The organism is Streptomyces sp. NEAU-YJ-81 (assembly GCF_017592595.1).
GTDB lineage: Bacteria > Actinomycetota > Actinomycetes > Streptomycetales > Streptomycetaceae > Streptomyces > Streptomyces hygroscopicus_B.
The window spans coordinates 1-25,895 of record NZ_JAGFNO010000032.1 but is presented as its reverse complement, the minus strand read 5'-3'; the positions used below and the strand labels follow the sequence as shown (position 1 = coordinate 25,895).

19 protein-coding genes, 2 pseudogenes and 1 riboswitch are annotated in these 25,895 nt (G+C 71.2%); of the genes and pseudogenes, 13 read left to right on the top strand and 8 right to left on the bottom strand.

Features of this window, described 5'->3' with window-relative positions; all coding sequences use genetic code 11:
- The first annotated feature begins 2 nt into the window (after nt 1-2).
- The 5 genes from J5X86_RS41185 to J5X86_RS41165 are packed head-to-tail and all read left to right on the top strand — an operon-like array spanning nt 3 to nt 8,937.
- The gene (locus J5X86_RS41185) at nt 3-4,739 is read left to right on the top strand and encodes a type I polyketide synthase (protein ID WP_208521750.1); all 4,737 of its coding nucleotides are present in this window, start codon (nt 3-5) and stop codon (nt 4,737-4,739) included.
- On the top strand, nt 4,729-5,052 hold the full coding sequence (locus tag J5X86_RS41180; protein ID WP_208521749.1) for an acyl carrier protein: 324 nt from the start codon (nt 4,729-4,731) through the stop codon (nt 5,050-5,052). Before J5X86_RS41185 ends, J5X86_RS41180 begins: the two co-directional genes overlap by 11 nt.
- Nucleotides 5,053-5,057: 5 nt before the next feature.
- Nucleotides 5,058-5,879 (top strand): alpha/beta fold hydrolase, encoded by an 822-nt coding sequence (locus J5X86_RS41175; RefSeq protein ID WP_208521748.1) that lies wholly within the window; start codon nt 5,058-5,060, stop codon nt 5,877-5,879.
- Nucleotides 5,876-7,063 (top strand): glycosyltransferase, encoded by a 1,188-nt coding sequence (locus J5X86_RS41170; protein ID WP_208521747.1) that lies wholly within the window; start codon nt 5,876-5,878, stop codon nt 7,061-7,063. Before J5X86_RS41175 ends, J5X86_RS41170 begins: the two co-directional genes overlap by 4 nt.
- A gap of 26 nt (nt 7,064-7,089) precedes the next feature.
- Nucleotides 7,090-8,937 carry an ABC transporter ATP-binding protein gene (locus tag J5X86_RS41165; protein ID WP_208521746.1) on the top strand — a complete coding sequence of 616 codons (1,848 nt, stop codon included), beginning with the start codon at nt 7,090-7,092 and terminating at the stop codon, nt 8,935-8,937.
- Between the two features lie 128 nt (nt 8,938-9,065).
- Here J5X86_RS41165 and J5X86_RS41160 read toward each other — a convergent pair whose 3' ends face one another.
- Nucleotides 9,066-9,902 (bottom strand): SGNH/GDSL hydrolase family protein, encoded by an 837-nt coding sequence (locus J5X86_RS41160; protein ID WP_208521745.1) that lies wholly within the window; start codon nt 9,900-9,902, stop codon nt 9,066-9,068.
- A 161-nt stretch (nt 9,903-10,063) separates the two neighbouring features.
- Between J5X86_RS41160 and J5X86_RS41155 the strand changes: the two genes are divergently transcribed.
- Nucleotides 10,064-10,987: an endo-beta-N-acetylglucosaminidase H gene (locus tag J5X86_RS41155; RefSeq protein ID WP_208521744.1), complete on the top strand. Its 924-nt coding sequence runs from the start codon at nt 10,064-10,066 to the stop codon at nt 10,985-10,987.
- 304 nt (nt 10,988-11,291) lie between these two features.
- On the opposite strand, the gene J5X86_RS41150 is transcribed toward J5X86_RS41155, so the two are convergent.
- Genes J5X86_RS41150 through J5X86_RS41140 form a run of 3 tightly spaced genes read right to left on the bottom strand, consistent with a single transcriptional unit; the run spans nt 11,292 to nt 14,978 of the window.
- Nucleotides 11,292-12,302 carry a 1-aminocyclopropane-1-carboxylate deaminase gene (locus tag J5X86_RS41150; protein ID WP_208521743.1) on the bottom strand — a complete coding sequence of 337 codons (1,011 nt, stop codon included), beginning with the start codon at nt 12,300-12,302 and terminating at the stop codon, nt 11,292-11,294.
- A gap of 13 nt (nt 12,303-12,315) precedes the next feature.
- Entirely contained in the window at nt 12,316-13,590 is a 1,275-nt protein-coding gene (locus J5X86_RS41145) for an MFS transporter (protein WP_208521742.1), read from the bottom strand.
- Entirely contained in the window at nt 13,587-14,978 is a 1,392-nt protein-coding gene (locus tag J5X86_RS41140; RefSeq protein ID WP_208521741.1) for a M20 family metallopeptidase, read from the bottom strand. Before J5X86_RS41140 ends, J5X86_RS41145 begins: the two co-directional genes overlap by 4 nt.
- A 188-nt stretch (nt 14,979-15,166) precedes the next feature.
- Here J5X86_RS41140 and J5X86_RS41135 point away from each other — a divergent pair, with 188 nt between their 5' ends.
- A complete protein-coding gene (locus J5X86_RS41135; RefSeq protein WP_208521740.1) occupies nt 15,167-16,075 on the top strand; it encodes a LysR substrate-binding domain-containing protein in 909 nt (302 codons plus the stop codon).
- A 66-nt stretch (nt 16,076-16,141) separates the two neighbouring features.
- On the opposite strand, the gene J5X86_RS41130 is transcribed toward J5X86_RS41135, so the two are convergent.
- A complete protein-coding gene (locus tag J5X86_RS41130; RefSeq protein ID WP_208521739.1) occupies nt 16,142-16,711 on the bottom strand; it encodes a TetR family transcriptional regulator in 570 nt (189 codons plus the stop codon).
- A 137-nt stretch (nt 16,712-16,848) separates the two neighbouring features.
- On the opposite strand from J5X86_RS41130, the gene J5X86_RS41125 reads away from it, so the two are divergent.
- The 3 genes and pseudogenes from J5X86_RS41125 (at nt 16,849) to J5X86_RS41115 (ending at nt 20,638) form a co-directional block, all read left to right on the top strand.
- Complete coding sequence (locus J5X86_RS41125) at nt 16,849-17,709, top strand: SDR family oxidoreductase (protein ID WP_208521738.1); 861 nt, start codon at nt 16,849-16,851, stop codon at nt 17,707-17,709.
- 33 nt (nt 17,710-17,742) lie between these two features.
- A pseudogene (locus J5X86_RS53060) lies at nt 17,743-18,660 on the top strand (SDR family oxidoreductase); the annotation flags it as partial.
- Entirely contained in the window at nt 18,551-20,638 is a 2,088-nt protein-coding gene (locus tag J5X86_RS41115) for an NB-ARC domain-containing protein (RefSeq protein WP_374229366.1), read from the top strand. The pseudogene J5X86_RS53060 and the gene J5X86_RS41115, both read left to right, overlap by 110 nt.
- A gap of 81 nt (nt 20,639-20,719) precedes the next feature.
- On the opposite strand, the gene J5X86_RS41110 is transcribed toward J5X86_RS41115, so the two are convergent.
- Nucleotides 20,720-22,405 (bottom strand): hypothetical protein, encoded by a 1,686-nt coding sequence (locus J5X86_RS41110; RefSeq protein ID WP_208521737.1) that lies wholly within the window; start codon nt 22,403-22,405, stop codon nt 20,720-20,722.
- A 386-nt stretch (nt 22,406-22,791) separates the two neighbouring features.
- Between J5X86_RS41110 and J5X86_RS41105 the strand changes: the two genes are divergently transcribed.
- The gene (locus J5X86_RS41105; protein ID WP_014059247.1) at nt 22,792-23,016 is read left to right on the top strand and encodes a hypothetical protein; all 225 of its coding nucleotides are present in this window, start codon (nt 22,792-22,794) and stop codon (nt 23,014-23,016) included.
- Nucleotides 23,017-23,100: 84 nt separating this feature from the next.
- On the opposite strand, the gene J5X86_RS41100 is transcribed toward J5X86_RS41105, so the two are convergent.
- Together J5X86_RS41100 and J5X86_RS41095 are read right to left on the bottom strand one after the other, a co-directional pair.
- On the bottom strand, nt 23,101-23,889 hold the full coding sequence (locus tag J5X86_RS41100; protein WP_208521736.1) for an ABC transporter permease: 789 nt from the start codon (nt 23,887-23,889) through the stop codon (nt 23,101-23,103).
- 8 nt (nt 23,890-23,897) lie between these two features.
- Entirely contained in the window at nt 23,898-25,226 is a 1,329-nt protein-coding gene (locus tag J5X86_RS41095; RefSeq protein ID WP_243982799.1) for an MFS transporter, read from the bottom strand.
- 114 nt (nt 25,227-25,340) lie between these two features.
- On the opposite strand from J5X86_RS41095, the pseudogene J5X86_RS41090 reads away from it, so the two are divergent.
- Nucleotides 25,341-25,481: pseudogene (locus J5X86_RS41090) on the top strand (EamA family transporter); the annotation flags it as partial.
- A gap of 55 nt (nt 25,482-25,536) precedes the next feature.
- Nucleotides 25,537-25,681, top strand: a riboswitch (cobalamin riboswitch).
- 36 nt (nt 25,682-25,717) lie between these two features.
- On the top strand, nt 25,718-25,895 hold a 178-nt coding region (locus J5X86_RS51325), incomplete at its 3' end, for a CbtB-domain containing protein (RefSeq protein ID WP_243982805.1).

Below are 25,895 nucleotides of genomic sequence, written 5' to 3'. Positions count from 1 at the left end.
CGATGCCCACTCCCGTACCCCTCGGCGGGCCCGAGGCGCAGGGTGAGCCGGTCGCCGTCGTCGGCATGGAGGTCTTCCTCCCCGGTGCCCCCGATCTGGCCGCCTACTGGCACAACATCGCAGCCGGCGCGGATGCGATCACCGAGGTGCCCGCCGACCGCTGGGACCCGCTCTTCTACGACCCGACCGCGGCGACCGACCCGACCGCCGGGCGACGCAGTGACCGCTTCTACTGCCGTCGCGGCGGATTCGTCGACAGCGGCGCCGAGTTCGACCCGACGCGCTTTGGGATCATGCCGAAGTCGGTGCCCGCCACCGACCCGGACCAGCTCATCGCGCTCGACGTGGCGTACCGCTCCCTTCAGGACGCGGGCGGTGAGTCCGTGCTGCCCGCCCGCCGCGAACGCGCCGGGATCGTACTCGGCCGCGGCGGTTACCTCACGCCGGGCCTGGTCCGCCTGGACCAGCGGGTCCGCACCGCCAACCAGCTCGTGCACACCCTGCGCGAGCTGGCCCCGCAACTCGACGAAGCCCAACTGGAGTCGGTGCGCGCCGGGTTCTGCGAACGGCTCGGACCCGAGGAGCCGGAGTCCGCGATCGGCCTGGTGCCCAATCTGGTCGCCTCCCGCGTCGCCAACCGGCTCGATCTGCGCGGACCCGCCTACACCGTGGACGCCGCCTGCGCCTCCTCGCTGGTCGCCGTGGACCACGCGGTACGCGAACTCACCTCCCGGCGGTGCGACGTGATGCTCGCGGGCGGGGTGCACCACTGCCACGACCTGACCCTGTGGAGCGTCTTCACCCAGCTCGGCGCGCTGTCCCCGAGCGAGCGCATCCGCCCGCTGCACCGGGACGCGGACGGCGTCCTGATCGGCGAGGGCACCGGCGTGGTCGTCCTCAAGCGGCTGGCGGACGCGCGGCGCGACGGGGACCGGATCTACGCGGTGATCCGCGGCACCGGAGTGGCCAGCGACGGCCGCTCCGCGAGCCTGTTCAACCCCGACCCGGGCGGTCAGATCCGTGCTGTCCGCCAGGCGTGGGAGGCCGCCGGACTCGACCCGCGCGCCGCCGACGCGCTCCAGCTCCTCGAGGCGCACGGCACCGCGACGGCCGCCGGGGACGGGGCCGAACTTCAGACGGTGGCCGAGGTGTTCGGCCCCGCGACCGCCGGGCGCGCCGTCATCGGCTCGGTGAAGTCGCAGATCGGGCACACCATGCCGGCCGCCGGCGTGGCCGGTCTGATCAAGGCGGCGCTCGCCCTGCACCACGAGACGCTGCCGCCCACCCTGCACTGCGATGACCCCAACCCGGCCCTCGAAGCCACCCGGTTCAGCACGCTCGCCGCAGCCCGTCCCTGGGACGAGGTCGCGGGCGGCGCCCCGCGCCGGGCCGCGGTCAACGCCTTCGGCTTCGGAGGCATCAACGCGCACGTGATACTCGAACAGCCCGCCGCGGTCCGTGGCCGCCGCCCGCGGGTGACCGTCGGTGAGCCGGAGCGCGTGCTGCGGCTGGCCGCCCGGACACCCGAGGAACTGGCCGCCCGGCTCGACGCCGAGGACGGCGCGGTGCTCGCCGCGAGCCTGCCCGAGACGGGCTCGCCTGCCGCGGGCCCGGTGCGGCTCGGCATCGTCGACCCCACGGCACGCCGCCTGAAAATGGCGCGCCGGGCGGTCGGCAAGGGCGAGCCCTGGCGCGGGCGTGGCGACGTGTGGTTCACCCCGCGCCCGGTGCTCGGCCCGGCCGGTGGGCGCACCGCCTTCGTCTTCCCGGGCCTGGAAGCCGAGTTCACCCCCAAGGTCGACGAACTCGCCGCCCGGCTCGGCCTGGACTGGTCCTACGACGAGGAGGCGGAGGTCGGCGACGTGGGCCGGCACGGCGCCGCCGTCTTCCAACTGGGCCGGCTGCTCGACACCGCGCTGCGCCGCCTGGACGTGGCGCCCGACGCCGTGGCGGGGCACAGCGTGGGGGAGTGGACCGCGATGGCGGCGGCGGGGGTGCACACCCCCGAGGAGGTGGACGCCTTCCTGGCCGGCTTCGACCCGGACGCGCTGCGGGTGCCCGGCCTGGCCTTCGCCGTCCTCGGCACCGCCGCCGACCGGGTCCTCGACCGGCTCGCCGGCCGCGAGGACGTGGTCCTCAGCCACGACAACGCGCCCAACCAGTCGATGATCTGCGGACCCGAGGAGGCCGTCGCCGACCTGGTGGCCGGCTTCCGCACGCAGGGCGTCATCGCGCAGGTGCTGCCCTTCCGCTCCGGCTTCCACACCCCGATGCTCGCCCCCTACCTGGACCCGATCCGCGAGGCGGCCGAGCGGTACACCCTGCACCCGCCGCACACCACCCTGTGGTCCGCGACCGTCGCCGCTCCCTTCCCGGCCGAACCGGAGGCGGTCCGCGAGCTGTTCGTGCGCCACCTGCTCGAACCGGTCCGCTTCCGCGAACTCGTCCTGCGGATGTACGAGGCGGGCTTCCGGGCCTTCCTGACACTGGGCGCGGGCCAGCTCGGCTCCCTCATCGACGACACCCTCGCGGGCCGCGATCGCCTGGTGGTTCCCGCGCACTCCACCTCCCGCGACAGCCTCGCCCAGCTCCGCCGGGTGACGACCGCGCTGTGGACAGAGGGCGCCGACCCGGACGTTACCCCGCTCAACCCTCCTGCCGGCCGGGGGAGTTCGAGCATCCGCCCGGTGCGCCGCGCCGGGATGAAGCTCGACCTCGGCGGCGCCCTGGTCTCCCTCCCCGCCGCCGGGCACGGTCTCCTCGTCACGACACCGGATGGCACCGCGCGGACCCGGCGCCCGGCTGTCCCGGCCGCCCGAACCGAGGCCCGCGCCGACGGGCTCGACTGGCCCGGCCGCGCCGGCGGACACCACCCGGTGGCCGCCGAGTTCTCCGCGCTGCTCACCGACACCACCGCCGTCGCCGCGGAACTCCTCGACGCGCTGGGGCAGCGCCGCGGCCCCCGTGTCCCGGCGCGTCACCGGCCGCCGACCCCGCGATCCGGTGCCGTCGCACCGCCACCGGCCGCACCGCGGGCCCTGGGCCACGCGGTCGGCCCGGACGGGTCCGGCGGGCCGAACGGCTTCGGCACCCCAGGCGGTTCCGGCGGCCCGAGCGGTTCCGGCACCCCGAGCGGTTCCGGCGGTCCGAACAGCTCCAGCGGCGCCGACGGCCTCGCGACCGTCCCCGCCGCCCTGCGGATCGACGTGGACCGGATGCCGTACCTCCGCGACCACTGCTTCTTCCGTCAACGGCCCGGCTGGCCCGACGAGGCCGACCGGTGGCCGATCGTGCCCGCGACCACCGTCATCGACCACCTCGTCCGGATCGCGGAACAGGCGATGCCCAGCCAGCGGGGACAGCGGGTGGTGGCCGTGCACAACGTGCGGCTCCAGAAGTGGATCGAGGCCATGCCCGCCCGTGACGTGCCCGTCGCGGTGCGCCGCTCGGCCCCGGACCGGATCGAGGTCGGGCTCACCGGCTTCGCGGGCGCCGAGGTCCGGTTCGCCTCGGGACCCGCGACCCCGCCCGCCGTGTGGCCGGTGGACCCGGCCCGCGAACGCGTTCCCGAACTGGCCGCCGGACAGCTCTACACCGAGCGGTGGATGTTCCACGGCCCCGCCTTCCAGGGCGTCACCGAACTCACCGCGATCGGCGAACGGCATGTGCGCGGCGTCCTCACCGCGCCCGGACCACCCGGCGCGCTCCTCGACAACGTCGGCCAGCTCCTCGGCTACTGGATCATGGCCACCCTCACCGAACGCACCACGGTCTTCCCGGTCGGCATGGCCCGGATCGACTTCTACGGCCCCGAACCGGCCGCCGGCACCGCCCTGGACTGCCATATCCGCATCCGAGAGCTCACCCCCACCACCCTCACCGCCGATATGCAGCTCGTCCACGCGGGCCGCGTCTGGGCCGAGTGCACGGGCTGGACCGACCGGCGCTTCGACACCGACCCCGGCATGCGTCTGATGGACCGCTTTCCCGGCCGGAACACCCTCTCCGAGGCGCGCACCGAGGGATGGAGCCTGCTCCACGAGCGCTGGCCCGATCTCGCCACCCGCGAGCTGATCATGCGCAATGTGCTCGGCGGGGCCGAACGCGACCGCTACGCCGGCCAGCCCCCGACCCGCAAGCGCCGCCACCTGCTCGGCCGGATCGCCGCCAAGGACGCGGTCCGCAGGCTGCTCTGGGCGGAGGGCGCGGGCGACATCTACCCGGCCGAGATCGCCCTGCACAACGACGCGGCCGGCCGGCCCGTGGTGACCGGCGTGCACGGCCGCGCCATCGGCCCGCGCCTGACGGTCTCCCTCGCGCACAGCGCAGAGGCGGCGGTCGCCCTGGCCCGCCGCGGACCCTGCGGCATCGACCTCGAAGAGGTCACCGCCCGGCCCGCCGCCGCCGTCGCGGCGGCCTGCGGCCCCGAGGAGCGCGCGCTCCTCGCCCGTACCGTCGCCGCGGGCGACGAGAGCGAAGACCTGTGGTTCACCCGTTTCTGGGCGGCTAAGGAAGCCGTCGCGAAGGAGCGCGGTACGGGGCTGCGCGGACGACCTCAGGAGTACCGGGTCACCGCCGCCCGTCCCGACCTGCTGCGGGTGGAACACGCGGGCCGCGCCTGGGAAGTGCGCTGCGATCAGGTGGCGGCCCCCGCGGGGCTGCCCGAACGGAACTATGTCGTCGCCTGGACCACGGGCGGCGCCGAGCCAGTCAGTCAGGAGAGCCAGCATGACCAGTGAGGCGGCCACCCCCACGGCCCTCAGCATCGACGAGGACACCGTCCTCGCACAGATCGCCGCGACGCTGCGCGAGCTGCCCGACGCCGGTCTGGAGGACGCCGAGATCAGCCGCGAGACGCTTTTCCACGACGACCTGGAGCTGGAGAGCATCGACCTGGTCACCCTCGCCGGCCTTCTGCGCGAGCAGTACGGCGAGCGCGTCAACCTCGCCCTGTTCATCGCCGACCTGGAACTCGACGAGATCATCGCGCTGACCGTGGGCCAGCTCGCCGACTACGTCGCCACCTCGCTCCGCGCCACCGAGGAGAGCTGACCCGGATGGCGAAGACACCCACCGGCGACATCACCACCCATGTGCAGGAACTGCCCGCGAGCGCGGCCGGCGAGGGCGAGCCCCCGGTGGTCGTCCTCGTGCACGGTCTGCTCACGGACTCGCTCGCCAGCTACTACTTCACCCTCGGCCCGGCGCTGTCCGCGGCGGGCATGGACACCGTGATGTACGACCTGCGCGGGCACGGCCGCACCGACCGGCCGCCCACCGGCTACCGCCTGGAGCACTTCGTCGAGGACCTGGCACTGCTCCTGGACGCCCTGGGCGAGCACCGCCCGGTGCACCTGGTCGGCAACTCCTTCGGCGGCACCGTCGCCGCGGGGTTCGCCGCCTGGCACCCGGACCGCACCGCCACCCTCACCATGATCGAGTCCGAGCCGCCGGTGGCCACCTGGGCCACCCACATCGCGGACGGCCTGGCGCACGCCCGCCGTGACCTGGTCCACGACCAGGCCATCGAGTGGATCAAGGAGCGCTACGGGGCGCACACCGCCCGGCTCTCCCGCACGGCGGCGCGCATTCTGCAGACCACCACGCTGGCCGAGGACGTCCCGGCCGGGCGGCTCATCGACGACGACCTGTCCGCGCTGCGCTGTCCGCTGCTCGCCGTCTTCGGCGCCGACTCCGGGCTCAGCGCCCAGGTGCCGGAGCTGGAGGCCAAGGTCGCACAGTGCCGCACCGTGGTCCTCCCGGACCAGGGCCACTCGGTCCTGGTCGAACAGCCCGGCCGCACCCGTGACCTGGTCCTGGACTGGGTGCGCGAGCACCACGCGCGCCGGTCGGGCGCCTGGGCCGGAGCCGTCGGATGAGCCGCTTCCTCCTGGTCGCACCGCCGCTGACCGGGCACATCAACCCGCTCGTCGCGGTGGCGGCCGAGCTGACCGCTCGCGGCCACGAGGTCGAGTGGTGCGGCTACGCCGACCGCATCCGTGACGCGGCCGGACCCGCCGCCGTCGTCCACGAGTGCGCTCTCCCCGAAGCCGGCGAACTGGTCCGCCCACCGACCCTGACCGGACCGGCCGCCTTCCGCTTCCTCTGGGAGGTCTTCTTCATCCCGCTCGCCGAGGCGATGGCGCCCGCCGTGGCGAGCGCGGTGCACGCCTTTCGCCCGGACGCGGTCGTCACCGACCAGCACGCGGTGGCCGGCGCCCTGGTGTGCGAGCGCCTCGGCGTCCCGTACTTCACCTCGGCCAGTACCTCGGCCGAACTCATCGACCCGCTGGCCGATCTGCCCAAGGTGGCCGCCTGGCTGACCGGCCGGCTGGACGCACTGCGGGAGGCGATCGGCGACCCGGCCGCCACGCACGACCCACGCTTCTCCCCGTACGGCGTCCTCGCCTTCACCAGCCGGGAACTCGTCGGCGACGCCACCCTGCCCTGGGAGCGGGTCCACCTGGTCGGCCCGGCCATCGCCGACCGGCCCGGGGACCCGGACTTCCCCTGGGAGGCCCTCGACCCCTCCCGTGACCTGGTCTTCGTCTCGCTCGGTACCGCCAACACCGACGCCGGTGCACGCTTCCTCCACGAGGCCGCCGGGGCGCTGGACCTGCTCGCCGACCGGGTGCAGGGCGTCGTCGCGGACCCCGGCGGCCAGCTCACCGACCCGCCGCCCGGCATCCTGGTGCGCCCCTACGTCCCCCAGCTCGAACTGCTCGGCCGGGCCAGGGCGGTCGTCAGCCACGGCGGCCACAACACCGTCTGCGAGGCCCTCTGGCACGGGCTGCCGCTGGTGATCGCCCCGATCCGGGACGACCAGCCGATCGTGGCACGCCAGGTGGCCGAGGCGGGCGCCGGTATCCGGGTGCGCTTCGGACGGGTGGACGCGCCGAAGCTCGCCGAGGCGCTGCGCACGGTCCTGGACGACACCGGCGGGCACCGCACCGCGGCGGCGGCCATCGGCAGGTCGTTGCGCGTCGCGGGCGGCCGGCACGCCGCGGCCGACCACCTCGAACAGCTCGTCACGGCGCACCCGGCGGCATCCGCAGGCCGCTGAACGCATCCCCCATCCCGGAGCACCCCATGACCACAGCCCACCCGATGCCTCCTCCGCAGGCGCCGAGCCCCGCGTCCGACGACCCGCCGGCCCCCGGCATCCGCCCGCTGCGGGCCCTGCTCCAGCAGGCCCGCCCGTACCGGTTCGTCCTCCTCGGCTCGCTTCTGCTCGCCCTGGCCGCCAGCGCCTGCGGGCTCGTCCAGCCGCTGGTGGCGCGGTCGGTCCTGGACGCCCTGGCCGACGACACGGCGGTCACCGGGGCGCTCATTGTGCTCAGCGTCCTGGTGGTGGCGGGCGCCGTCCTGACCGGACTCCAGTCCTGGTGGCAGCAGCGCACCTCGGAGCAGGTCGTCCGCTCCATCCGCCGCGACCTGGTCTTCCGCCTCATCCGGCTGAAGATCCCCGAGCTGGACCGCCGCCCGCCCGGCGATCTGGTCGCCCGTGTCACCTCCGACAGCGCCCTGGTGCAGAACGCCGCCACCCAGGGCCTGGTCATGATCACCAATGGGTTGCTCACCGTCGTCGGCGCCATCGTCCTGATGGGCACGGTCCACCTCGGCCTGCTCGGCGTCACCCTCGCGGTCCTGCTCGGCACCGGAGCACTCCTCGGACTGATCCTGCCCCGCATCCGCGAGGCCGTCGCCCGCGCCCAGAACTCCGTCGGCGCCATCGGTGCCGCCCTGGACCGCTCACTCGGCGCCGCCCGCACCGTCAAGGCCAACGGTGCCGAATCCCGGGAGACCGCCCGCGCCGAGGCCGCCGTCCAGGAGGCGTACAAGGCGGGTCTGACCGGCGCCAAGTATGTCGCCCTGGTCCAGGTCCTCTCCGGCGTCGCCATCCAGACGGCCTTCCTGGCGGTGCTCGGCGTCGGCGGCGCCCTGGTGGCCTCCGGGGACCTCGACGCCTCCCAGCTCATCGCCTTCCTGCTCTACGTCTTCTATCTGGCCAGCCCGATCGCCTCGCTCCTCGGTGGCCTCGGCATGCTCCAGCAGGGCCTCGGCGCCATCGTCCGCATCGAGCAGGTCAGGCACCTGCCGGCCGAGGACGACGTGGACCTCCCCGAACGGGTGGCCCCGCACGCCGCGCGGTCGACACCGGCGCCACCGGTCGAGTTCGACGCCGTCCACTTCGCCTACCCGGGGCGCGGCCCGGCCCTGCGCGGCATCAGCTTCACCGTGCCCGGCGCCACCCGTACCGCCCTGGTCGGCCTCTCCGGCGCCGGCAAGACCACGATGTTCGCGCTGCTCCAGCGCTTCTACGAACCGCGGGCGGGCGCCATCCGGATCGGCGGCCAGGACATCGCCCTGATGTCCCGCGCCGAGGTCCGCCGGCGCATCGCCTACGTCGAGCAGGAGTCCCCGGTCATGGCGGGCACCCTCGGCGACAACCTCCGCTACGCCGCGACCGGCGCCGGCGACGAGGACATCGCCGAGGTACTGCGACTGACCCGGCTCGACTCCCTGATCGCCAGGCTGCCCGACGGTCTGGACACCGAGGTCGGAAACCGCGGCGTCACCCTCTCCGGCGGGGAGCGCCAGCGCCTCGCCATCGCGCGTGCCCTGCTGCGCAGGCCCGAGGTACTGCTGCTCGACGAGGCCACCGCCCAGCTCGACGCCAGCAACGAACAGGCCCTGCGGGAAGCGGTGGACCAGGCCGCGCGCCGCTGCACCGTCATCCTGATCGCCCACCGCCTGTCCACGGTCACCGACGCTGAGCAGATCATCGTCCTGGAGGACGGCGGGATTCGCGCCGCGGGCTCCCACGACGACCTGGTCGGCGCCGACACCCTCTACCGCGAACTCGCCGCCTCCCAGATGCTCGTGCCCGCCGTGGACGACCGGCCTCCGGGCCCCGACGCGCAACTGACGCTGTGAACGAGCGCCCCGGGCCCCGGAAGTGACGAGGCGGCCCGGGGCCGTATACGAACGGTGGCCGGATCCGTCGGATCCGGCCACCGTCTACCGGTCCGTCCGTGCCCTGCCGGACCCGCCGGTTCCCGCCGTCAGCCCGTGATGGCGTTCAGGGCGGGCAGGTAGCCGTCGCGGTGCCCGGCCTGGTTCGGGTGGTACGACTCGTTCAGCTTGTCCCACTCCAGGCTCGTCACCCAGGTGGTGTTCTCCGAGCAGATGGTGTGCGGGTCGAAGGCCGGCCGCGGGTCGAGGAAGGTGAAGCCCGCGTTCGCGGCCTGCTGCGCGAGGACGGTGTTGAGGACGTCGGCCGCCGAGTTCAGCGCGCTGCGCTCAGTGTCGCTCAGCCCGAGGATGCCGCAGCTACCGCCGATCTTGTACAGCCGGGGATACCCCACCACGACCACCCTGGCGCCCGGCGCGGCCCCCTTGATGGCCGCGTAGGTGTCGGCCAGCGTGCCCGGCAGTACGCCGGTCGCCGCCGCCTTCGCGGCATCCACCCCGGCGACACAGTCCTTGTCGTCCAGGGTGAGGATGCAGTTCTGCAGCACGCTGACGAAGCCCACGTCGTTCCCGCCGGCCTGCACCGTCACCAGCGTCGCGTCCGCGCTGAGCTGAGGCACCTGCCGGCTCTTGACCTCCGCGGCGGTCGCCCCGGAGCAGGACGCCTCCACGAAGGAGTAGGAGGTGTGCTGCGCCGCCCACAGCCGGGGGTAGGACAGCGGTCCGCGCCGGCAGGCGTCGTTCGGGTCGTCATAGGTTCGGGTGCCGGGCCCGACGGCGTACGAGTCGCCGAGCGCGATGTACTTTCCGGCCGCCTCCGCCCCGGTCGGAGCAGCCTGCGCGGCGGGGGCCGCGGTGACGGCGAGGCAGACCGCCGCCATCGCGGTGAGAAGAGAGGTCAGTGGTCTGCGTGCGCGGATAGGGCGCATGCGAACTCCCGTGAGAGTAGGGGAAGTTTGACTCCACTGAAGTAGCATTTCAAGAATTCGGAATCGATAACTCCAAGGAAAGCCAAGGGCCTTCCGCAAACAGCGGAAGACATCTTCAGTCAGGTCGGACACCGACCTATGCGAGGGGAGACCGGTCAGCGATGTTCAGTCTGGTACGGAGCAGAGTACGGGCGGCCGCGTTAGCGCTCACGGCGGTCGCGGCCCTCGCCTTCGGCGGAACCGCCACGACCGGCGCGGCAGCGGCCCCCGCTCCCGCTCCCGCGAAACAGGGGCCGACCTCGGTGGCGTACGTCGAGGTGAACAACAACAGCATGCGGAACGTCGGCAAGTACACCCTCGCCAACGGCGGCGGCAACGTCTTCGACGTCGCCGTGGTCTTCGCGGCGAACATCAACTACGACACGGGGACGAAGGCGGCGTATCTGCACTTCAACGAGAACGTGCAGCGCGTCCTCGACAACGCCGCCACGGAGATACGGCCGTTGCAGCAGAAGGGCATCAAGGTCGTCCTCTCGGTGCTCGGCAACCATCAGGGCGCGGGCTTCGCCAACTTCCCCTCTCAGCAAGCGGCTTCGGCGTTCGCCAAAACACTGTCGGACACCGTGGCCAAGTACGGCCTCGACGGCATCGACTTCGACGACGAGTACGCCGACTACGGCAACAACGGCACAGGCCAGCCCAACGACAGCTCGTTCGTGCACCTGGTGACGGCGCTGCGCGCGAACATGCCGGACAAGATCATCAGCCTCTACAACATCGGCCCCGCCGCGTCGCGCCTGTCCTACGGTGGCGTCGACATCTCGTCCAAGTTCGACTACGCCTGGAACCCGTACTACGGCTCCTGGCAGGTTCCCGGCGTGGCACTGCCCAAGTCGAAGCTGTCGCCGGCCGCTGTCGAGATCGGCCGGACCTCGCAGAGCACGGCCGCCAACCTCGCCCGCCGCACGGTCAGCGAGGGCTACGGCGTCTATCTGACGTACAACCTCGACGGCGCCAACCGCAGCGCCGATGTCTCCGCGTTCACCAGGGAACTGTACGGCAGCGACGCCGTCTACACGCCGTAAGGCGACCGCACGCCCCAGCGCGCGGACGGCCATCCATGCGGCAGGTGTCACCTCACCAAGGCCCGGTTGGCCCGTGCCGTTCAGAAATGCGTCGCCTCAGGTCGTAGGCGGCCTGGCGGCTGCGGCCGGCGCGGGAGAACCCGTGCCGGCCCGGCTCCCCGCCGCGGCGGGGAGCCATGGCGCGATTTCCTGACATCCCAGGCCGACGCAATGTTCGATTGAGGGACGGCTTTCGAGAGTCCCCGGACACGGGATGAAGTCGCCGGTGACGTAGTCACGCCGGCGCGAGCATCCGCCGCAACGCCTACCCGAACAGGGCGCTGTAGCCGTTCAGTGCCGGCTGCCCGCCGAGGTGGGCGTAGAGCACCTTGGCGTCCTTGGCGATCTCGCCTCGGGTGACGAGGTCGATGAGGCCCGCCATGGACTTGCCCTCGTACACCGGGTCGGTGACCATGCCCTCGGTCCGCGCGGCCAGCCGCATCGCGTCCATGGTGGACTCGTCCGGGATGCCGTAGGTGCCCGCGTGGTAGCGCTCGTCGAGCAGGATCTCGTCGTGGGCGAGCTCCCGGTCCAGGCCGATGAGCGACGCGGTCCCGCGCGCGATCCGCGCCACCTGGTCCCAGGTCTCCTTCGGCTTGGCCGAGGCGTCGATGCCGAGGATCCGCCGCGGCCGTCCGCCCAGCGCGGCGAATCCGGCGATCATGCCGGCCTGGGTGCTGCCGGTGACCGAGCACACCACGATGGTGTCGAAGAAGACCCCGAGCTGCTGTTCCTGCTCCGCCACCTCGCACGCCCAGTTCGCGAAGCCCAGCCCGCCGAGCCGGTGGTCCGAGGCGCCGGCGGGGATCGCGTAGGGCTTGCCGCCCGCCGCCTCGATCTCCGCGATCGCCTGCTCCCAGCTCTCCTTGAACCCGATGTCGAACCCGGCCCGCACCAGCCGCACGTCCGCTCCGGCGAGCCGGGACAGCAGGATGTTGCCGACCTTGTCGTACACCGCGTCCGGCCAGTCGACCCAGCTTTCCTGGATCAGCACGCACTTGAGCCCCGCCCGGGCCGCGACCGCCGCGACCTGGCGCGTGTGGTTGGACTGCACGCCGCCGATCGACACGAGCGTGTCGCAGCCCTGCGCCAGGGCATCGGCCACGAGGTACTCCAGCTTGCGGGTCTTGTTGCCGCCGTAGGCGATGCCCGAGTTGCAGTCCTCGCGCTTGGCCCAGATCTCCGCGCCGCCCAGGTGCTTGGTCAGGCGCTCCAGGCGGTGCACCGGCGACGGGCCGAACAGCAGCGGGTAGCGGTCGAAGTCGTTGAGAGACAAGGGATTCCTCCGATCAGTGAACGCCGAGCCTGCGCCGCGCGAACACCACGCTGCACAGGCTGAGCACGGCCAGGAACATCAGGTAGAAGGTCGGCGCGAGCTTGCTGCCGGTCATGTCGACGAGCCAGACGATCACCAGCGGCGTTGTGCCACCGAACAGCATGACGGCGATGTTGTAGCTCACCGCCAGGCCGGTAGCCCGGTTGGTGACGGGGAACAGCTCCGCCATCATCGCGGGCAGCGGCGCGAAGTAGCCGGCCTTCAAGACGCCGATCAGGAACATCACGCCGAGTATCACCGTGAAGCCCGGGGCGGCGACCAGGAACGCGAAGCTCGGGTATACCAGCGCGAGGATCAGCGCCGCGAAGATCAGCATGATCCGGGTGCGGCCGAACCGGTCCGACAGGTGACCCACCACGGGAGTCAGGCCCGTCAGCACGATCCCGGTGACCAAAGTGGACGCGAATCCGGTCGACGCCGGCAGGTCCAGCTCCTTCACCGCGAAAGTGGGCATGTAGGTGATGAGATAGCTGATCGCGGTGGACACGGCGAGCGCGCCCATGGCCACGAGTATGCGGTCCTTCTGGGTGCGGAACGTCTCCTTCACCGGCGCGCGCTCCAGGTCCGCGGTCTTGACGAACTCACCGGCCTCGTCGACGTAACGCCGGATGTAGTAGCCGACCGGGCCGATCAGCAAACCGAAGAGGAACGGGATGCGCCAACCCCACGACTCCAGCTGTGCGTCGGACAGAGTGGCCGTGAGCACCGTGCCGAACGCCGACGCGAGCAGCGTCGCGAGCCCCTGGCTCGCGAACTGCCAGCTGGCCATGAAACCGGGCTTCTCGGGCATGTGCTCGACCAGGAACGCGGTGGCGCTGCCGAACTCCCCGCCCGCGGAGAAGCCCTGGACGAGCCGGGCGAGCAGGATCGCGATCGGCGCGATAAGCCCGATCTTCGCGTACGGCGGCATGATCGCGATGACCAGCGTCGCGGCCATCATGAGCCGGATCGACATCATGAGCGCACGCTTGCGCCCGGCACGGTCGGCATACGCGCCGAGCACGAGTGCCCCAACTGGACGGACCACATAGGCCACCGCGAACGTGCCGAGCGTCAGCAGCAGCGACACGGTCTCGTCGGCGGCGGGGAAGAACTGCTTGGAGATCGTCGCCGCGAAGAAGCCGTAGATGAGGATGTCGAACCATTCCAGTGCGTTCCCGATGGACGCGGCGATGATGACGCGGTGCACCTTCACCGGCGCTTCGGGGGAGACCGTCCGTGTGGTCATGGGCGACTCCTCACGGGAGAGTCCTCACCGAGGTCCCAGAACAGGCCGGCCATGATGCGCAGGCTCTCCCGCGCCACGGGGGCCAGCAGGTGCTCGTCCGGGGCGTGCTGGGCGCAGGCGGGGTAGGAGTGCGGGATCCACAGCGTGCACAACCCGAGCTCGCCTGCGAAAGCGTCGTTGGGAAGGCTGCCGCCGAGGTTCGGCAGCAGCGCGGGTTTCGTTGCGGTGGTGCGGCTGATCGAGCCGAGCGCCCAGCGCACCCAGGGGTCGTCCGGATCTGTCCGGGTCGGCGGCATGGTCGGGCCGGCCTCGACCTCGACCATGGGAAAGCCGTGCTCGTCCAGGTGCTTACGGAGGATGACGCCGAGCTTGTCGACTTCGGTGCCGACCACCGACCGCAGCTGGCAGTGCGCGTGTGCGCTGCCGGGAATGGCGTTGACCGGGTTGTCAGGGTTGCCGGCGGCGAGCGAGAGCACCTCGATGCTGTTCCAGCCGACGAGGCGCTCGGCCGGGGTGAGACCGGGTTCGCCCCAGCCGTCGTCGACGGTCGGATCGTCCGGTCCGCCGCCGACCGCGATGTCGCGCAGGGCTTCCCGGACGTTCTCGGGGATCTCCCGCGGCCGCAGACCGGAGACGAGGATGCGGCCCCGGGCGTCGACGATGGTGGCGAGTGCGCCCGCCAGCACGGTCGCCGGGTTGCGCAGCAGACCGCCCCAGTTGCCGGAGTGGTAGGAGGCCTCGCGCAGGTCGACCCGCAGCGTGAACGGGGTGGAGCCGCGTGAACCGAGGAACAGCGTCGGCCGCTCCGCGGCCACGCGTGGCCCGTCGGACGCGATCAGCACGTCGGCGGCGAGCTCGTCCCGCAACTGGGCGCAGACCGTGCGCAGGCCCGGCGAACCGGACTCCTCCCCGGTCTCGACCAGCACCTTGAGGTTGAAGCCGAGCCGGCCGCGCACGCGGAGCACTTGCTCGAGTGCCGCGAAGTTGATGGTGTGCTGGCCCTTGTTGTCGGCCGTGCCGCGGCCGTACCAGCGGTCGCCCTCGACCACGACCTGCCACGGATCGAGGCCGGGCCGCCATCGCTCCGGCTCGCCGAGGACGACGTCGCCGTGGCCGTAGACCAGCACCGTGGGCAGCTCACCGTCCTCGTGCCGGGTCGCCACGAGCAGCGGGTAGTCGCCGACGGGGTTGTCGAGGACGCGCGCCTCGCAGCCCAGTCGGCCGGTGAGCGCCGGGGCCAGCTCGTCGGTGAGGTAGGAACGCAGCGCCCGCGCCCCGGACCGGTCCTGGCTTTCGGTCGCGAACGCGACCCGGCGGCCGAGGTCGGCGAGGAATTCCCCGGAATCGTAGTATTCGGTGGCACGATCGATCACGGCAGCACGGGTCATCGTTACCCTTAACTTTGGAAACGTGCAATTTACAATGCGTCCGGCCGGTGCGCCGAGTTTACGGAGCGGCGATAGAGGGGACAATTGCACGTTTTCGAAAGGTGTATTGCCCTGGCGGCAACGGCTACGGTCGGCCGCTTCCCCGCCACTCTCAGTGGGCGCGCAGCGCGCTGCAGTACATTCTCGGAATGCATCTCCTGCCCACGTCGCTGCGCTACTTCCTCGAGGTCGCGCGCACCGGTTCGATCAGCGAGGCCTCGGAGCACCTGCACGTGGCCACGTCGGCGATCAGCCGGCAGATCGCGAAGCTGGAGCAGGACGTCGGGGCGCCGCTGTTCGAGCGCCAGCCGCGGGGGATGGTGCTGTCGGAGGCGGGCGAGATTCTCACCGCCTACGCCCGGCGCAGCGCGCTCGAAGCCGAGCAGGTGCTCGCCGACGTGCACGGCGTCGAGGCCCTGCACCGCAGTACCGTCAAACTCGCGAGCTCCGAGGGTTTCGCGCGCGATTTCCTGCCGACGGCTATCACCGCATTTCGGGAAAAGCATCCGGGGGTTCGGTTCCGGCTGAATGTCACCGGGCCGGCGGCGGCGACGCGGCAGGTGATAGACGGCACGGTGGACCTGGCCGTCACTTATAGCCTCGGACCGGAAGGGGGAATCAAGGTCGAGTATTCGCGGCAGCAGTCAATCTACGCGCTGATGCCCGACGATCATCCGCTGGCGTACCGGGAGTACGTCGAGCTCGCGGACCTGGTGGAGTACCCGCTCGCGCTGATGGACGAGGGGACCACGATCCGGCAGCTCTTCGATGTCTGCGTCGCCCTGGAAGGGCTGAGTTTCGAGCCCGCGCTCGTCAGCAACTACTCGGGTGCGCTGCAGAGTTTCGCGCAGCTACGCGGTGGGGTCACCCTGGTCGGTCCGCTGACGGTGCGGCGGCGGCTCGGCGCCGACCGCCTGGCGATCGTTCCCATCCGCAACCCGGAGCTGAGCCGCCGGAGCATGCAGATCCAGTCGATGGCGCGGCGCGCCTTGCCCGCGGCGGTGCGGGCCTTCCTCGCGCACCTGATCGAGCAGATTGGTGATGACCGTCTCACGTAGACAGATCCCTGGTGGCAACCCAGGCCGACAAGGCCCTGGACCAGGCCGAGGATCCCGCATCGAGGCTCAGGGGGCGCAGACGGCGCGTACGGCCGTCATCATGGCAGTCCGGAAGGTCCGCTGCCGGTCGGAGGCCGGTGTCTGCGGGGCGAGCGACTTCAGAGCAGGGGACGCGTTGGCCCACGCGGTGACCAGTCCCAGCAGAGCGGCCATGAGGTCTACGGGCTCGATGTGTGTGCCGACCTTCCCGCGGGCTTGCGCGGCGGAGATCGCTTGCAGCTTGGTGCGGTACGCGTCGACCTCGACCGGGATCGGCTCGGGGCGCTCCAGGAGGGCCCATGCGGTGAGCCTCAGCACGTCGGGGCGCTGTTGGAGGAGGTCGAACAGTGCGCCGGCGTAGCCGGGGAGGTCGTCCGGTGTGAAGGGCACGGTGTCGGCGAGGCTGACCAGCGCCTTGCCGACGACCAGGTCGAAGAGGTCCTCCTTGGTGCCGAAGTGAACGTAGATGAGGCGTTTGTTCGCCTTGGCGTTCGCGCCGATCCGGTCCACGCGGGCACCGGCGAGGCCGTAGTTGGCGAACTCCGCGGTCGCGGCCTCCAGTAGGCGTTTCTTTGTGGCGGTGGCGTCGGGTGGCATGGATCCAGTCTAGCGGTAACTCCCTGGTTGTTTACCTTCGGACTCGGGGTGCGCTAAGGTAGTTATCTAGATAGTTACCCCGACTCGGGGCGACCTTCGACCATCCTCCACCCCACCCGAAGAGAGCGGTCATCACCATGAAGACCTGGTTCATCACCGGCACTTCCTCCGGCTTCGGGCGCCGGCTCACCGAGCTCCTGCTGCAGCGCGGCGACCGTGTCGCGGCGACCGCACGGCGCCCCGAAACCCTCGACGACCTCGCGGAGAAGTACGGCAAGCGGCTGTGGACCGCGGCCCTGGACGTCACCGACACCCAGGCCATCCGCACGGTGACCAACCGAGCGTTCGCCGATCTGGGCAGCGTGGACGTGGTGGTGTCCAACGCCGGCTACGGACTGTTCGGCGCTGTCGAGGAGGCCACCGATGAGCAGATCGACCGGCAGCTCGCCACCAACCTGACCGGCTCCATCCAGCTCGCCCGCGCCGTCATCCCCCACCTGAGGGCCCAGGGCGGCGGGCGGATCATCCAGATCGCCAGCGTCGGTGGGCAGGTCGCCTTTCCCGCCATGAGCTATTACCACGCCACCAAGTGGGCGATCGAAGGCTTCTGGGAGTCCGCCGCCGCGGAGCTCACCCCCTTCGGGATCGATGTCACCCTCGTGGAGCCGGGTGTCTCCCGCACCCAGTTCGGTGGCGCGAGCGCCGTCCTGGGCCCGCCGCTGGATGTCTACGCCGACGGCCCGTCCGGTCAGCTGCGTGCCATGCTCACCGGCCGGGCCCCGGCCATGCCGGCGCCCGGCGACCCCACGAAGATGGCCGAGGCGATCATCGCCTCGGCCGACCAGCCGGAAGCCGTCAAGCGCCTCACTCTCGGCTCCGACGCATACCACCTGGCCACCACCGCGCTGCGCCAGCGCCTCGAGTCGCTGGAAGCCGCCAAGGAGTTGGCCTACTCGACGGACGCCGACGATTACCCGGCCATGGCCACCCGTGCTTGAACCTGAGGACATTCCCGTGAAGCGCTTGTCAACCTCGACGTCACCAGCGAAGACCTCTGGACCCGGGCCGTCCAGGCCACCGAGGAACGGCTCGGCCCGGTCGATGTCCTGATCAATAACGCCGCTTACCTGCATGAAGGCACCGTGGAATCCATCGACCCCGATGCCTTCCGCAAGGTCATCGACACGAACCTGACCGGCGGCTACCTGGGGATCCGGGCCGTCGCGCCCTCCATGCGCAAAACCGGTGGCGGATCGATCGTCAACATCTCCTCCACCCCCGTCCTGCGGGCCCCGCCCCTTCGGCCGTTTCCTGTTCGACGGTGTCCTGCAGGAGTACGCAGCGAGGCGGCTGTCCAAGCGCCCAAGATCTCTCTACGGTGGGTCCGACTGCCCTGTGGGGCCGGAAAGCGAAGGGGGCTGTGTGGAAGCGGAGTTGGCGGCGCTCGCCGCGACAGGGGCGACAACGCTGGTCGGGCTGATGGTCTCGGAGTCGTGGGAACGGGCGAAGGGCGGGCTGGCCCGCTTCTTCGGACGACGCGCCGCAGGGCAGACGGCCGAGGACGAACTGCAGGTGTCCAGCGCGGAGTTGGACAGCGCGCGGGCAGCGGGAGACGCAGGCGCCCAAGCCGACATCCAGGCCCGGTGGCGACAGCGACTGGAAGACATTTTCCAGGAGGACCCCGCTGCCGCGGAAGAACTGGCACAGCTGCTGTCCGAGCTCGCTCCGGACGCGTCGCGCACTTTCGTCAGTCTGGTCAGCGGAGGGGTGAACTATGGTCCGGCCTTTCAGGGGTCGCACATTCACGGTGGCATCACCTTCAATGTCCAGCCGGCGCCATTGACCGAGCGGAACAGGCCCGATCAAGTACCCGTCGTGACCGTGCCATTCAGCAATCGGACGGCCGAACTCGCGCGCCTGGACGAAGCCCTCGGGACGAGAGCCGGTGACCACGGATCCGTTGGTGTCGGAGTGCTGGACGGGCTCCCTGGAGTAGGCAAGACGACCATGGCGTGGCGGTGGGCGGACAGAACCCGGGGCCGCTTCCCGGACGGGCAGCTGTATGTGGATTTCGCCGCCCTGCGTGATCAGTCCGGGGCTGCGAGCGCGGCTGGTGCGGACGTCTCGGAGGCTCTTGCCATGTGCCTGCGGTCGCTGCCGGGGAGCGGCGACGGCATTCCGAGTTCACTGGCGGAGCGGACCAACCTGTTCCGATCGCGCTCGGCCAATCTGCGTATCCTGCTCGTCCTTGACGACGTGAATCAGCCCGCACAGGTCCGCGCCCTGATCCCCAAGGGGGCGGGCAGCGCGGTTCTGGTGACGAGCCAGGGCAGGCTCGGTGAGCTGGCCATGAACGGGGCCCGGTTGATCTCCGTCAAACCCCTGGACGCGCATGGCGGGCTGGAACTGCTGAAGGACCGGTGCGGCGCGGGGGCGGTCGAGGCCGAAGCGGAGGCCGCGAAACGTCTGGTGGTGCTGTGCGACGGTCTGCCGGTGGCCCTGCAGATCGTAGCGGCCCGTCTACTGGCCGATGACACCCTCACCATGACCGAACTGGCGGCCGAACTGGACGATGAGGCCGTAAGGCTTGCGGGGATGGCACTGGAGGGAGAGGAGTTCTCGGTGTCCGCTGTTCTGGGGCCTTCCTACCGGCTGCTGGCGCCCGCCGCGGCCCGGCTGTACCGGCTGCTCGGGTGGCTTCCGACCGGTACCTTCGACGCCGGTGTGGCGGCGGTCGCCGCGGATATCGACACGAGGAGCGCGAAGCGGCTGCTGGGTGTCCTGGCGAAGGCGAGCCTCGTCGACCTCATGGGTGACGGCCGTTACCGCATGCACGACCTGGTCCGTCTGCACGCACGAGAGCGCGCGGCGGAGGAGGAGCCGGAGAGCGAGCACGCGGCGCTCACCGAGCGGGTGGGCACGCACTATCTCGTCCTCACCGCCTTCGCCGACCGGGCGATGCGCGAGGACCGGCTGCGGGTCGCCAGACTGTCCGCGCTGCTCCGGGACGCCGACAACCCGTTCGCCGTCGCCGACGGGCCTTCCCCGCTGGAGTGGATGGACACCGAGCGTCCCGCCATCCTGGCGGTACTGCGCACCGCTGTCGGGCACCGGCTGCACACCTTGGCCTGGCCGCTGGCCGAGGCGTTCACGGCGCTGTTCCTGCACCGCCGCTACCTCGGGGCCTGGAAGGAGTCGCTGGAACTGGGCGTGGAGGCGGCCGCGGCGGCAGCGGCAGCGGCGAGTACGGCGGAGGAGATCGAGCTGGCCACGGCGGCCGAGGCACGATTGCGCAGCCTGCTGTCGCGCCCGTTGCTCGACCTCGGTGAGAACGATCGCGCGGGAGCGGAACTGGAGCGGGCCGCCGCCCTCGCCGAGGCGGCCGGCGACCTCGTCGTACGCGCCTCCGCGCTGGAGTTCCTCGGGCGGTACCGGGATCTCCACGAGCCGTCCCGATCCGTCGAGACGTACCAGCTCTCCCTCGAACTCAACGAGCGTGCCGGAGAAACCCGCGGCGCGGCGATCGCCGCCTTCTTCCTCGGGCGCGCGCAGGACGCGCGGGGCGATCACGCGGAGGCCATGGCCACGCTGCGCCGGGCCCGGGAGGACTTCACGGCCCGGGAAGAGCCCGACCGGCGAATGGCGGCGCGGGCGAGCGCGGCCATCGGCGTCGTACACGACCACCTCGGTGAGACCGAGGAAGCGATCGCTGAACTGCGCGAAGCCAGCAGGGTGCTGGGCGAGGACGTGGGAGCGACACACTACGAGGCGGAGGCCCGGGAACACCTCGCCGACGTGGCGGAACGCGCGGGCGGGCGCGAGGACCTGGTGCGCGAGAATCTGCGGCGTGCCATCGAGATCTACGAGGCGACCGGCAACCCTCGGGCGGAGACGCTGCGCAGGCGGTTGGAGGCCCTCGACCACTGACACGCGCATGGGAACGCGTGGAGCGGTCTGTTGCAGAGCGGCCACTTCGGAGCGGCCACTTCAGCGGCCACTTCAGAGCGGCTACCCGGTCGGCCGGGCGGGACGCAGGCGCAGGATGACGTCCTCGTCCCGCAGGTCACCGATCCGCAGCGTCACCAGTGTGTCGTTCAACCGGAGCCCGGCACGCAGACACGCGTAGACGACCGCGGCGGGCAGGCCCGGATCCATCGCCGGTCCCGTGGCCGTCACCTCCACGGTCCGGCCGTCCCTGAGCCCGACCAGACAGCAGTTCCCGCGCACGGCCGATGCCGCGAGCAGGCTTCCGGGCAGCCGGGCGAGGGTCTCCTCGATCCAGCGCAGGGCCCCGACCGCGGTGGACGCGGGGTGGCGCCGGATGAGTACGGAGGCGCTTTCGGCCAGCCGGTGGTCGCGCTCGTCGTCGGTGCATGCCAGATGGGTGAAGGAGACGGGGGAACGGGGGAGGGCCGCGTCGTACGCCGATACGGCTGCCGGAAAGCGGCACACGGTGACGGTCGGCTCTTCGCCGTCCCCGGTGACGTCGGTGGACACCTGCCATGAAGTGACCGGCGAGGCGGGCGAGTCCGGAACGGGAAGCGCGAGCGGGGAGGGTGGCGGTGAAGGCGGCTCCGGGAGCTTCAGCAGGTGATAGACAGCGGTGCGGAGCCGGGCGAGGGCGTGGCCGGATTCGGCGAAGGCATGCTCGGCGACCGCCGCGTAACGCTGCGGCGTGTGCTCGCGAGCGACGTCCTCCACCTGCCGGCGCAGATCCTTGTGCGTGTCCAGCCGGGGCGCGACGGCTGCCAAGTGGTGGACAGCCGTTCCGGGCACCGCGTCACGGCCGAACGCGGCCAACAGCAGCGGCGTTCCGGCTGACGCTCCGTACAGTGTGACCGAGCCGTGGTCGCCGATGAGGACGTCCGCCGCGACGAGCGCGGGCCGCCACGCGTGGACGGTCGGCATCAGCAGCAGTCCCGCGTCCAAGGCGGCGGCCTGCAGCGTACGCATCTGCCACGCCCCGTGTGCCGACCAGACATTGGGGTGGACGATCGCGCCGACCCGGTATTCGTCGCAGGGGAGCTGCGCGAGGAGGCGCGGCAGAAGCTCCGGGTGACTCGCCAGAAGCGAGGTGGGGCCCCAGGTGGAGCTGACCATGACGAGACGCTGGTGCTCCGCGACACCCATCGCCTCTCGGTATGTCTCCCTGTGCGGCCGGCTGCCGACCAGCTCGTCGAAGCATGGGTCGCCGACCAGCAGCGTGCGCCCGGCCGCCTTCGGGTGGGCGGCGAGCAACTGCTCCTCCTGCGCCGGATGTGACACCGCCAGCCAGGCACGACCCGTCTCCAACAGCGAGTCCTTCACGACCCCTGAGAGCCTGTCGTGCGGACTCCGTGAGTCCGGCACGAGCTTCTGGAATCCGACGCCGTGCGGCAGCACGAGCACCGGGCAGTCGCCTTCCGGTACGTCGATGTTCTCGCTGGCGGAGAGGATGAGGTCAGGGGCGGTGTGTCCGAGCTGCTCCCAGGGCATGACCCGACACCCGGTGTCACGGAGGAGGTCGAGGACGCCGGCGTTGAAAGCGGACGTGGGGTCGTAGGCGAAGACGACGGTCACACGGCTGTCATCGCGCAGAAGCGATGGGAGCGTTTCGAGGGCGCGTACGGTCGAGGTGACCGTACGGGCGGCGACGACCAGGGTGCGCCGGCCGCGGAAGGTGCTCCAACGGTGGGCGTCATGCCCCACGGGCACGCGAAGCGGCTGGCTACCGAACAAGGCGGCCGCCTCTAACAAACCGGCGCCTCCAACCGGCTCGCGGCTCGCGGCTCGCGGCTCGCGGCTCGCGGCTCGCGGCTCGCGGCTCGCGGCTCGCGGCTCGCGGCTCGCGGCTCGCGGCTCGCGGCTCGCGGCTCGCGGCTCGCGGCTATGGTGCTTTTATCGCCTTTCAATCCGATTGGCAACCTTTCGGGCGGTCCGTGGCATTTCAGCGGTCAGTGGCAGCGGTGTGAATGCGTACACGGTAACGAATTACGCGACCGGCACCGCAAGGATCAGCGGCTGGGGCGCGGTGACGGCCAGACGGGAGGAGTCGACGGCTACGGGTTTGGCCTGGCCGCGCCGTTTCCTACACTCGCGGCATGAACAACTACACGTGCACCCATTGCGGCAACGTCGGTCTGGCGGAAGGTTTCATCGAGGACGCCGGTGAGCACTCGCGCGGATACGCGCGCTGGATCGAGGGCGCGATGGAGCGGGGATTTTTCGGGGGTGCCAAGCGGACGGGCCGTCCCCGGCGGAAGATAGTGGCGTTCCGCTGTCCTGAGTGCGGGCACCTTGAGCTGTTCGCCACCGAGGAGGTGTAGTCGGCCCTCGTCGTCCCGGACGCCCCTGCGCGCGGTCTGCCCTTCATGCCCGCGGTGCCCGCGGTGCCCGCGGGGGCGTACCCCTCACCCGCGACCGTCCTTGGGGCGGTGGAGGTGGCCGCGAGCGATGAGTTCGACGGTGCAGGCAACGGCCACCGCCTGGATCGCCATCAGGGCGACGAGGACGAACAGTTGGACCGCTCCCGCGGCGGTGGGGCTGGCGCCGCCCAGCAGCATGCCGACAAAGGCGCCCGGGAGTGTCACCAGTCCAACGGTGCGCGTCTGGTCGAGACCGGGCAGCAGGGCATCCGACGCGGCCGGGCGGGCGATCTCCATCCGTGCGTCCCGGTCCGACAGCCCCAGGGCCAGGCCCGCCTCGAACTCACCGTGCCGCAGGCCGAGTTCGTCCAGCGCCCGCCGTCCCGACAGCACGGTCGCGGTCAGCGCTCCACCGATGAAGATCCCGGTCACCGGAATCAGCACGATGCCTTTCAGGGGCACCAGGCCGGTCAGCAGCAGCAGGCTCACGACCGGCAGCACGCTCAGCGCGATGGGCCACAGTGCCAACCACCACGACCGGTCCGGTGTCAGGCGCCGCCCGGCGGTCCACACCGCCACGCCCAGCATCAAGATCAAGAAAGCCACCGTCGCGAGGCCCGAGCCCACCACCTTCGTGATGACCGCGGAGACGGCGGCCAACTGGAGCGCGGCACGCACACCGGCCAGCAGAACCTGCCGGGCCCGGTGCGTGTGTACGTCCGGCGACAGATGGAAGAGGGCAACGGCCGCGATCGCGGCCAGGAGGAGGACGACGAGCAGTACGGCCAGTGTGGTGTTGACCGGCAGAAGGGAGGAGGCTGCGTTCAGACGCATGGTGCGGGCTACCTTCCGTGACGGCTTCCGCTCTCGTCCGCACCATGTTGCTGGTGACCGTGGTCGACAATACGGTGCTCACGTGGGGCTCCCCGCGAGCGGCGTGGCATTCGCCTCTGCGTACGCCGGCGGCTGTTCGCCGAGCCGCCGGTGGCCGGCCTGCGACCGGTGAGGAGAACCGTGAGGGCCGCGACCGCCATCACCGCGGACATCGTGGTGAAGCCGGTGGAGAAGGTGGCCGTTTGGGCCGCCAGGCCCAGCAAGAGGGATCCGAGTCCGGTGCCCGCGTCGTAGCCGATGTTCCACGCGACTGATGTCGTATGCCGGTTCTCCGCGCCCGCGTAGGTGAACGCCTGTACCAGCGTGAGGCTCTGCAGCCCTCCGTACGCCGCTCCCAGCACGACCAGTCCGGCCGGCAGGACGAGGACGGGGACGCTCTCCGATCCCACGGCCAGGGCGATCAGCGCCAGGCCCGCACACGCGGCCGAGACGAGGACGCCGCTGATCGGCCGCAGAGCGATCCGGTCGGCCAGCACTCCGCAGCCCCAACGGGACACCGCGGCGGTGGCGGTGAGGGCGAGAAGGGCCGTGGCGGCCAGCGTCGGGGTGGTGGTGAACTGCGGGGCGAAGGTGAGTACGGCACCCCCCGCGGCCGTGACCAGGAGCAGCACGGTGAGCGGGAGCAGGATGCGCCGGAGCACCGTGGCCGTGGGGGCGGGGTGCCGCGGGTGGCTGTCGTGTAGCGCGGGGCTGTCGATGCGGGCTTCGACGGCGCGGCCGAGGGCTCGTGTCCAGGGCAGTGCCAGGACGGGGAGAGCGCCGCACGCGATGATCGCGGGGAGGGCGAACGTGTCCACCAGCCAGGGCGCCGCCGGGGTGAGGGCGACTTGGGGGAGCGCGACCGCGAAGCCGTAGAGGCCGATGGCCGCTCCCTGGCGTCCGCGTGGGGCCAGCGCGGTCGCGGCGGTGGATCCACAGACGGTGACGATGCCGAAGCCCGCTCCGCGGAGGGCTGTGGTCAGCAGGATGGGCAACAGGTGGTCGCTGAGGGCTTGCAGCAGGGCGGGCAGGCCGAGCAGGAGGGCACCGAGGACGAGGGTGCGGGTCCATCCGAGTACGCGAAGCGCCGTTTTGACGCACAACTGGGCCAGAACGGTGGCGGCCATCAGGACGGCGGTGACGAGCCCGGCACCGAACTCATCCGCTCCTCCGCTGACGGCCCATGCCGGGGAGACGGGCAGCAGCAGGGCGAATCCGGAGAAGCAGCAGAGCACCACCATCAGCAGGTGCGGTATGCCCGGGGCCCGTATGACGGATTCTTTCGCGCGCTCGGACATGAACCTCCTGCTGTCCTTGATCTTCGAAGCGGGTAGGGGACGGAACGGGACGGGTGGACGTGGTCAGGCGGGGCCGGGTGGCAGGTGGACGGTCATGATCAGATGGCAGGTCCCGCCGCCGTCACCCTGGCCGCGGCCGGGGAAATGTACCGCAGGCTCGGCTTGACGAAGCCCACGGCCGCAGTGCTGGACTCGCGGGCGAATCTGCTGTTCCTGCTGGCTGCCCGCAGCGGCGACCTGGCCGTCGTCGCCGTCAGCCTCCTCGCCCTCACCTGACCGTCTCGCCAGGTGGCCGGTCTTGGCCATGAACCCGACACGCGGTACGGTCGGTGCGATATCGACGACGGTAAGACGGAAGCCGGTGGGAATCCGGCACGGTCGCGCCACTGTGAACAAGAGGTCCCGGACGGGATCTCTCGTGAGTCAGACCCGTAGCCGTCGTCCTGTGCTCCACTGAGATGGGACGCGAACTCCCTTAAGGAGGCCTGGCCATGGCGCAGCATGTTGCGCAGCCCACAGCCACCACGCCCGAATTGCCCGCCACGCTGCCGCTGAAGGCGATAGCTCCGTGGGCGGTGTTCTTCGGCATTCTGATGCTGGTCCTGCTGTACTTCGTCGGCGCCGAGCAGGGCGCCACCGCGGTCGTTTCCGGTGAGAACGTCCATGAGT

Bases quoted from the DNA above. Each gene is read 5' to 3' on its own strand.
- J5X86_RS41185 (WP_208521750.1), top strand. From the start codon at position 3: ATGCCCACTCCCGTACCCCTCGGCGGGCCCGAGGCGCAGGGTGAGCCG.
- J5X86_RS41180 (WP_208521749.1), top strand. From the start codon at position 4,729: ATGACCAGTGAGGCGGCCACCCCCACGGCCCTCAGCATCGACGAGGAC.
- J5X86_RS41175 (WP_208521748.1), top strand. From the start codon at position 5,058: ATGGCGAAGACACCCACCGGCGACATCACCACCCATGTGCAGGAACTG.
- J5X86_RS41170 (WP_208521747.1), top strand. From the start codon at position 5,876: ATGAGCCGCTTCCTCCTGGTCGCACCGCCGCTGACCGGGCACATCAAC.
- J5X86_RS41165 (WP_208521746.1), top strand. From the start codon at position 7,090: ATGACCACAGCCCACCCGATGCCTCCTCCGCAGGCGCCGAGCCCCGCG.
- J5X86_RS41160 (WP_208521745.1), bottom strand. From the start codon at position 9,902: ATGCGCCCTATCCGCGCACGCAGACCACTGACCTCTCTTCTCACCGCG.
- J5X86_RS41155 (WP_208521744.1), top strand. From the start codon at position 10,064: ATGTTCAGTCTGGTACGGAGCAGAGTACGGGCGGCCGCGTTAGCGCTC.
- J5X86_RS41145 (WP_208521742.1), bottom strand. From the start codon at position 13,590: ATGACCACACGGACGGTCTCCCCCGAAGCGCCGGTGAAGGTGCACCGC.
- J5X86_RS41140 (WP_208521741.1), bottom strand. From the start codon at position 14,978: ATGACCCGTGCTGCCGTGATCGATCGTGCCACCGAATACTACGATTCC.
- J5X86_RS41135 (WP_208521740.1), top strand. From the start codon at position 15,167: ATGCATCTCCTGCCCACGTCGCTGCGCTACTTCCTCGAGGTCGCGCGC.
- J5X86_RS41130 (WP_208521739.1), bottom strand. From the start codon at position 16,711: ATGCCACCCGACGCCACCGCCACAAAGAAACGCCTACTGGAGGCCGCG.
- J5X86_RS41125 (WP_208521738.1), top strand. From the start codon at position 16,849: ATGAAGACCTGGTTCATCACCGGCACTTCCTCCGGCTTCGGGCGCCGG.
- J5X86_RS41105 (WP_014059247.1), top strand. From the start codon at position 22,792: ATGAACAACTACACGTGCACCCATTGCGGCAACGTCGGTCTGGCGGAA.
- J5X86_RS41100 (WP_208521736.1), bottom strand. From the start codon at position 23,889: ATGCGTCTGAACGCAGCCTCCTCCCTTCTGCCGGTCAACACCACACTG.
- J5X86_RS41095 (WP_243982799.1), bottom strand. From the start codon at position 25,226: ATGTCCGAGCGCGCGAAAGAATCCGTCATACGGGCCCCGGGCATACCG.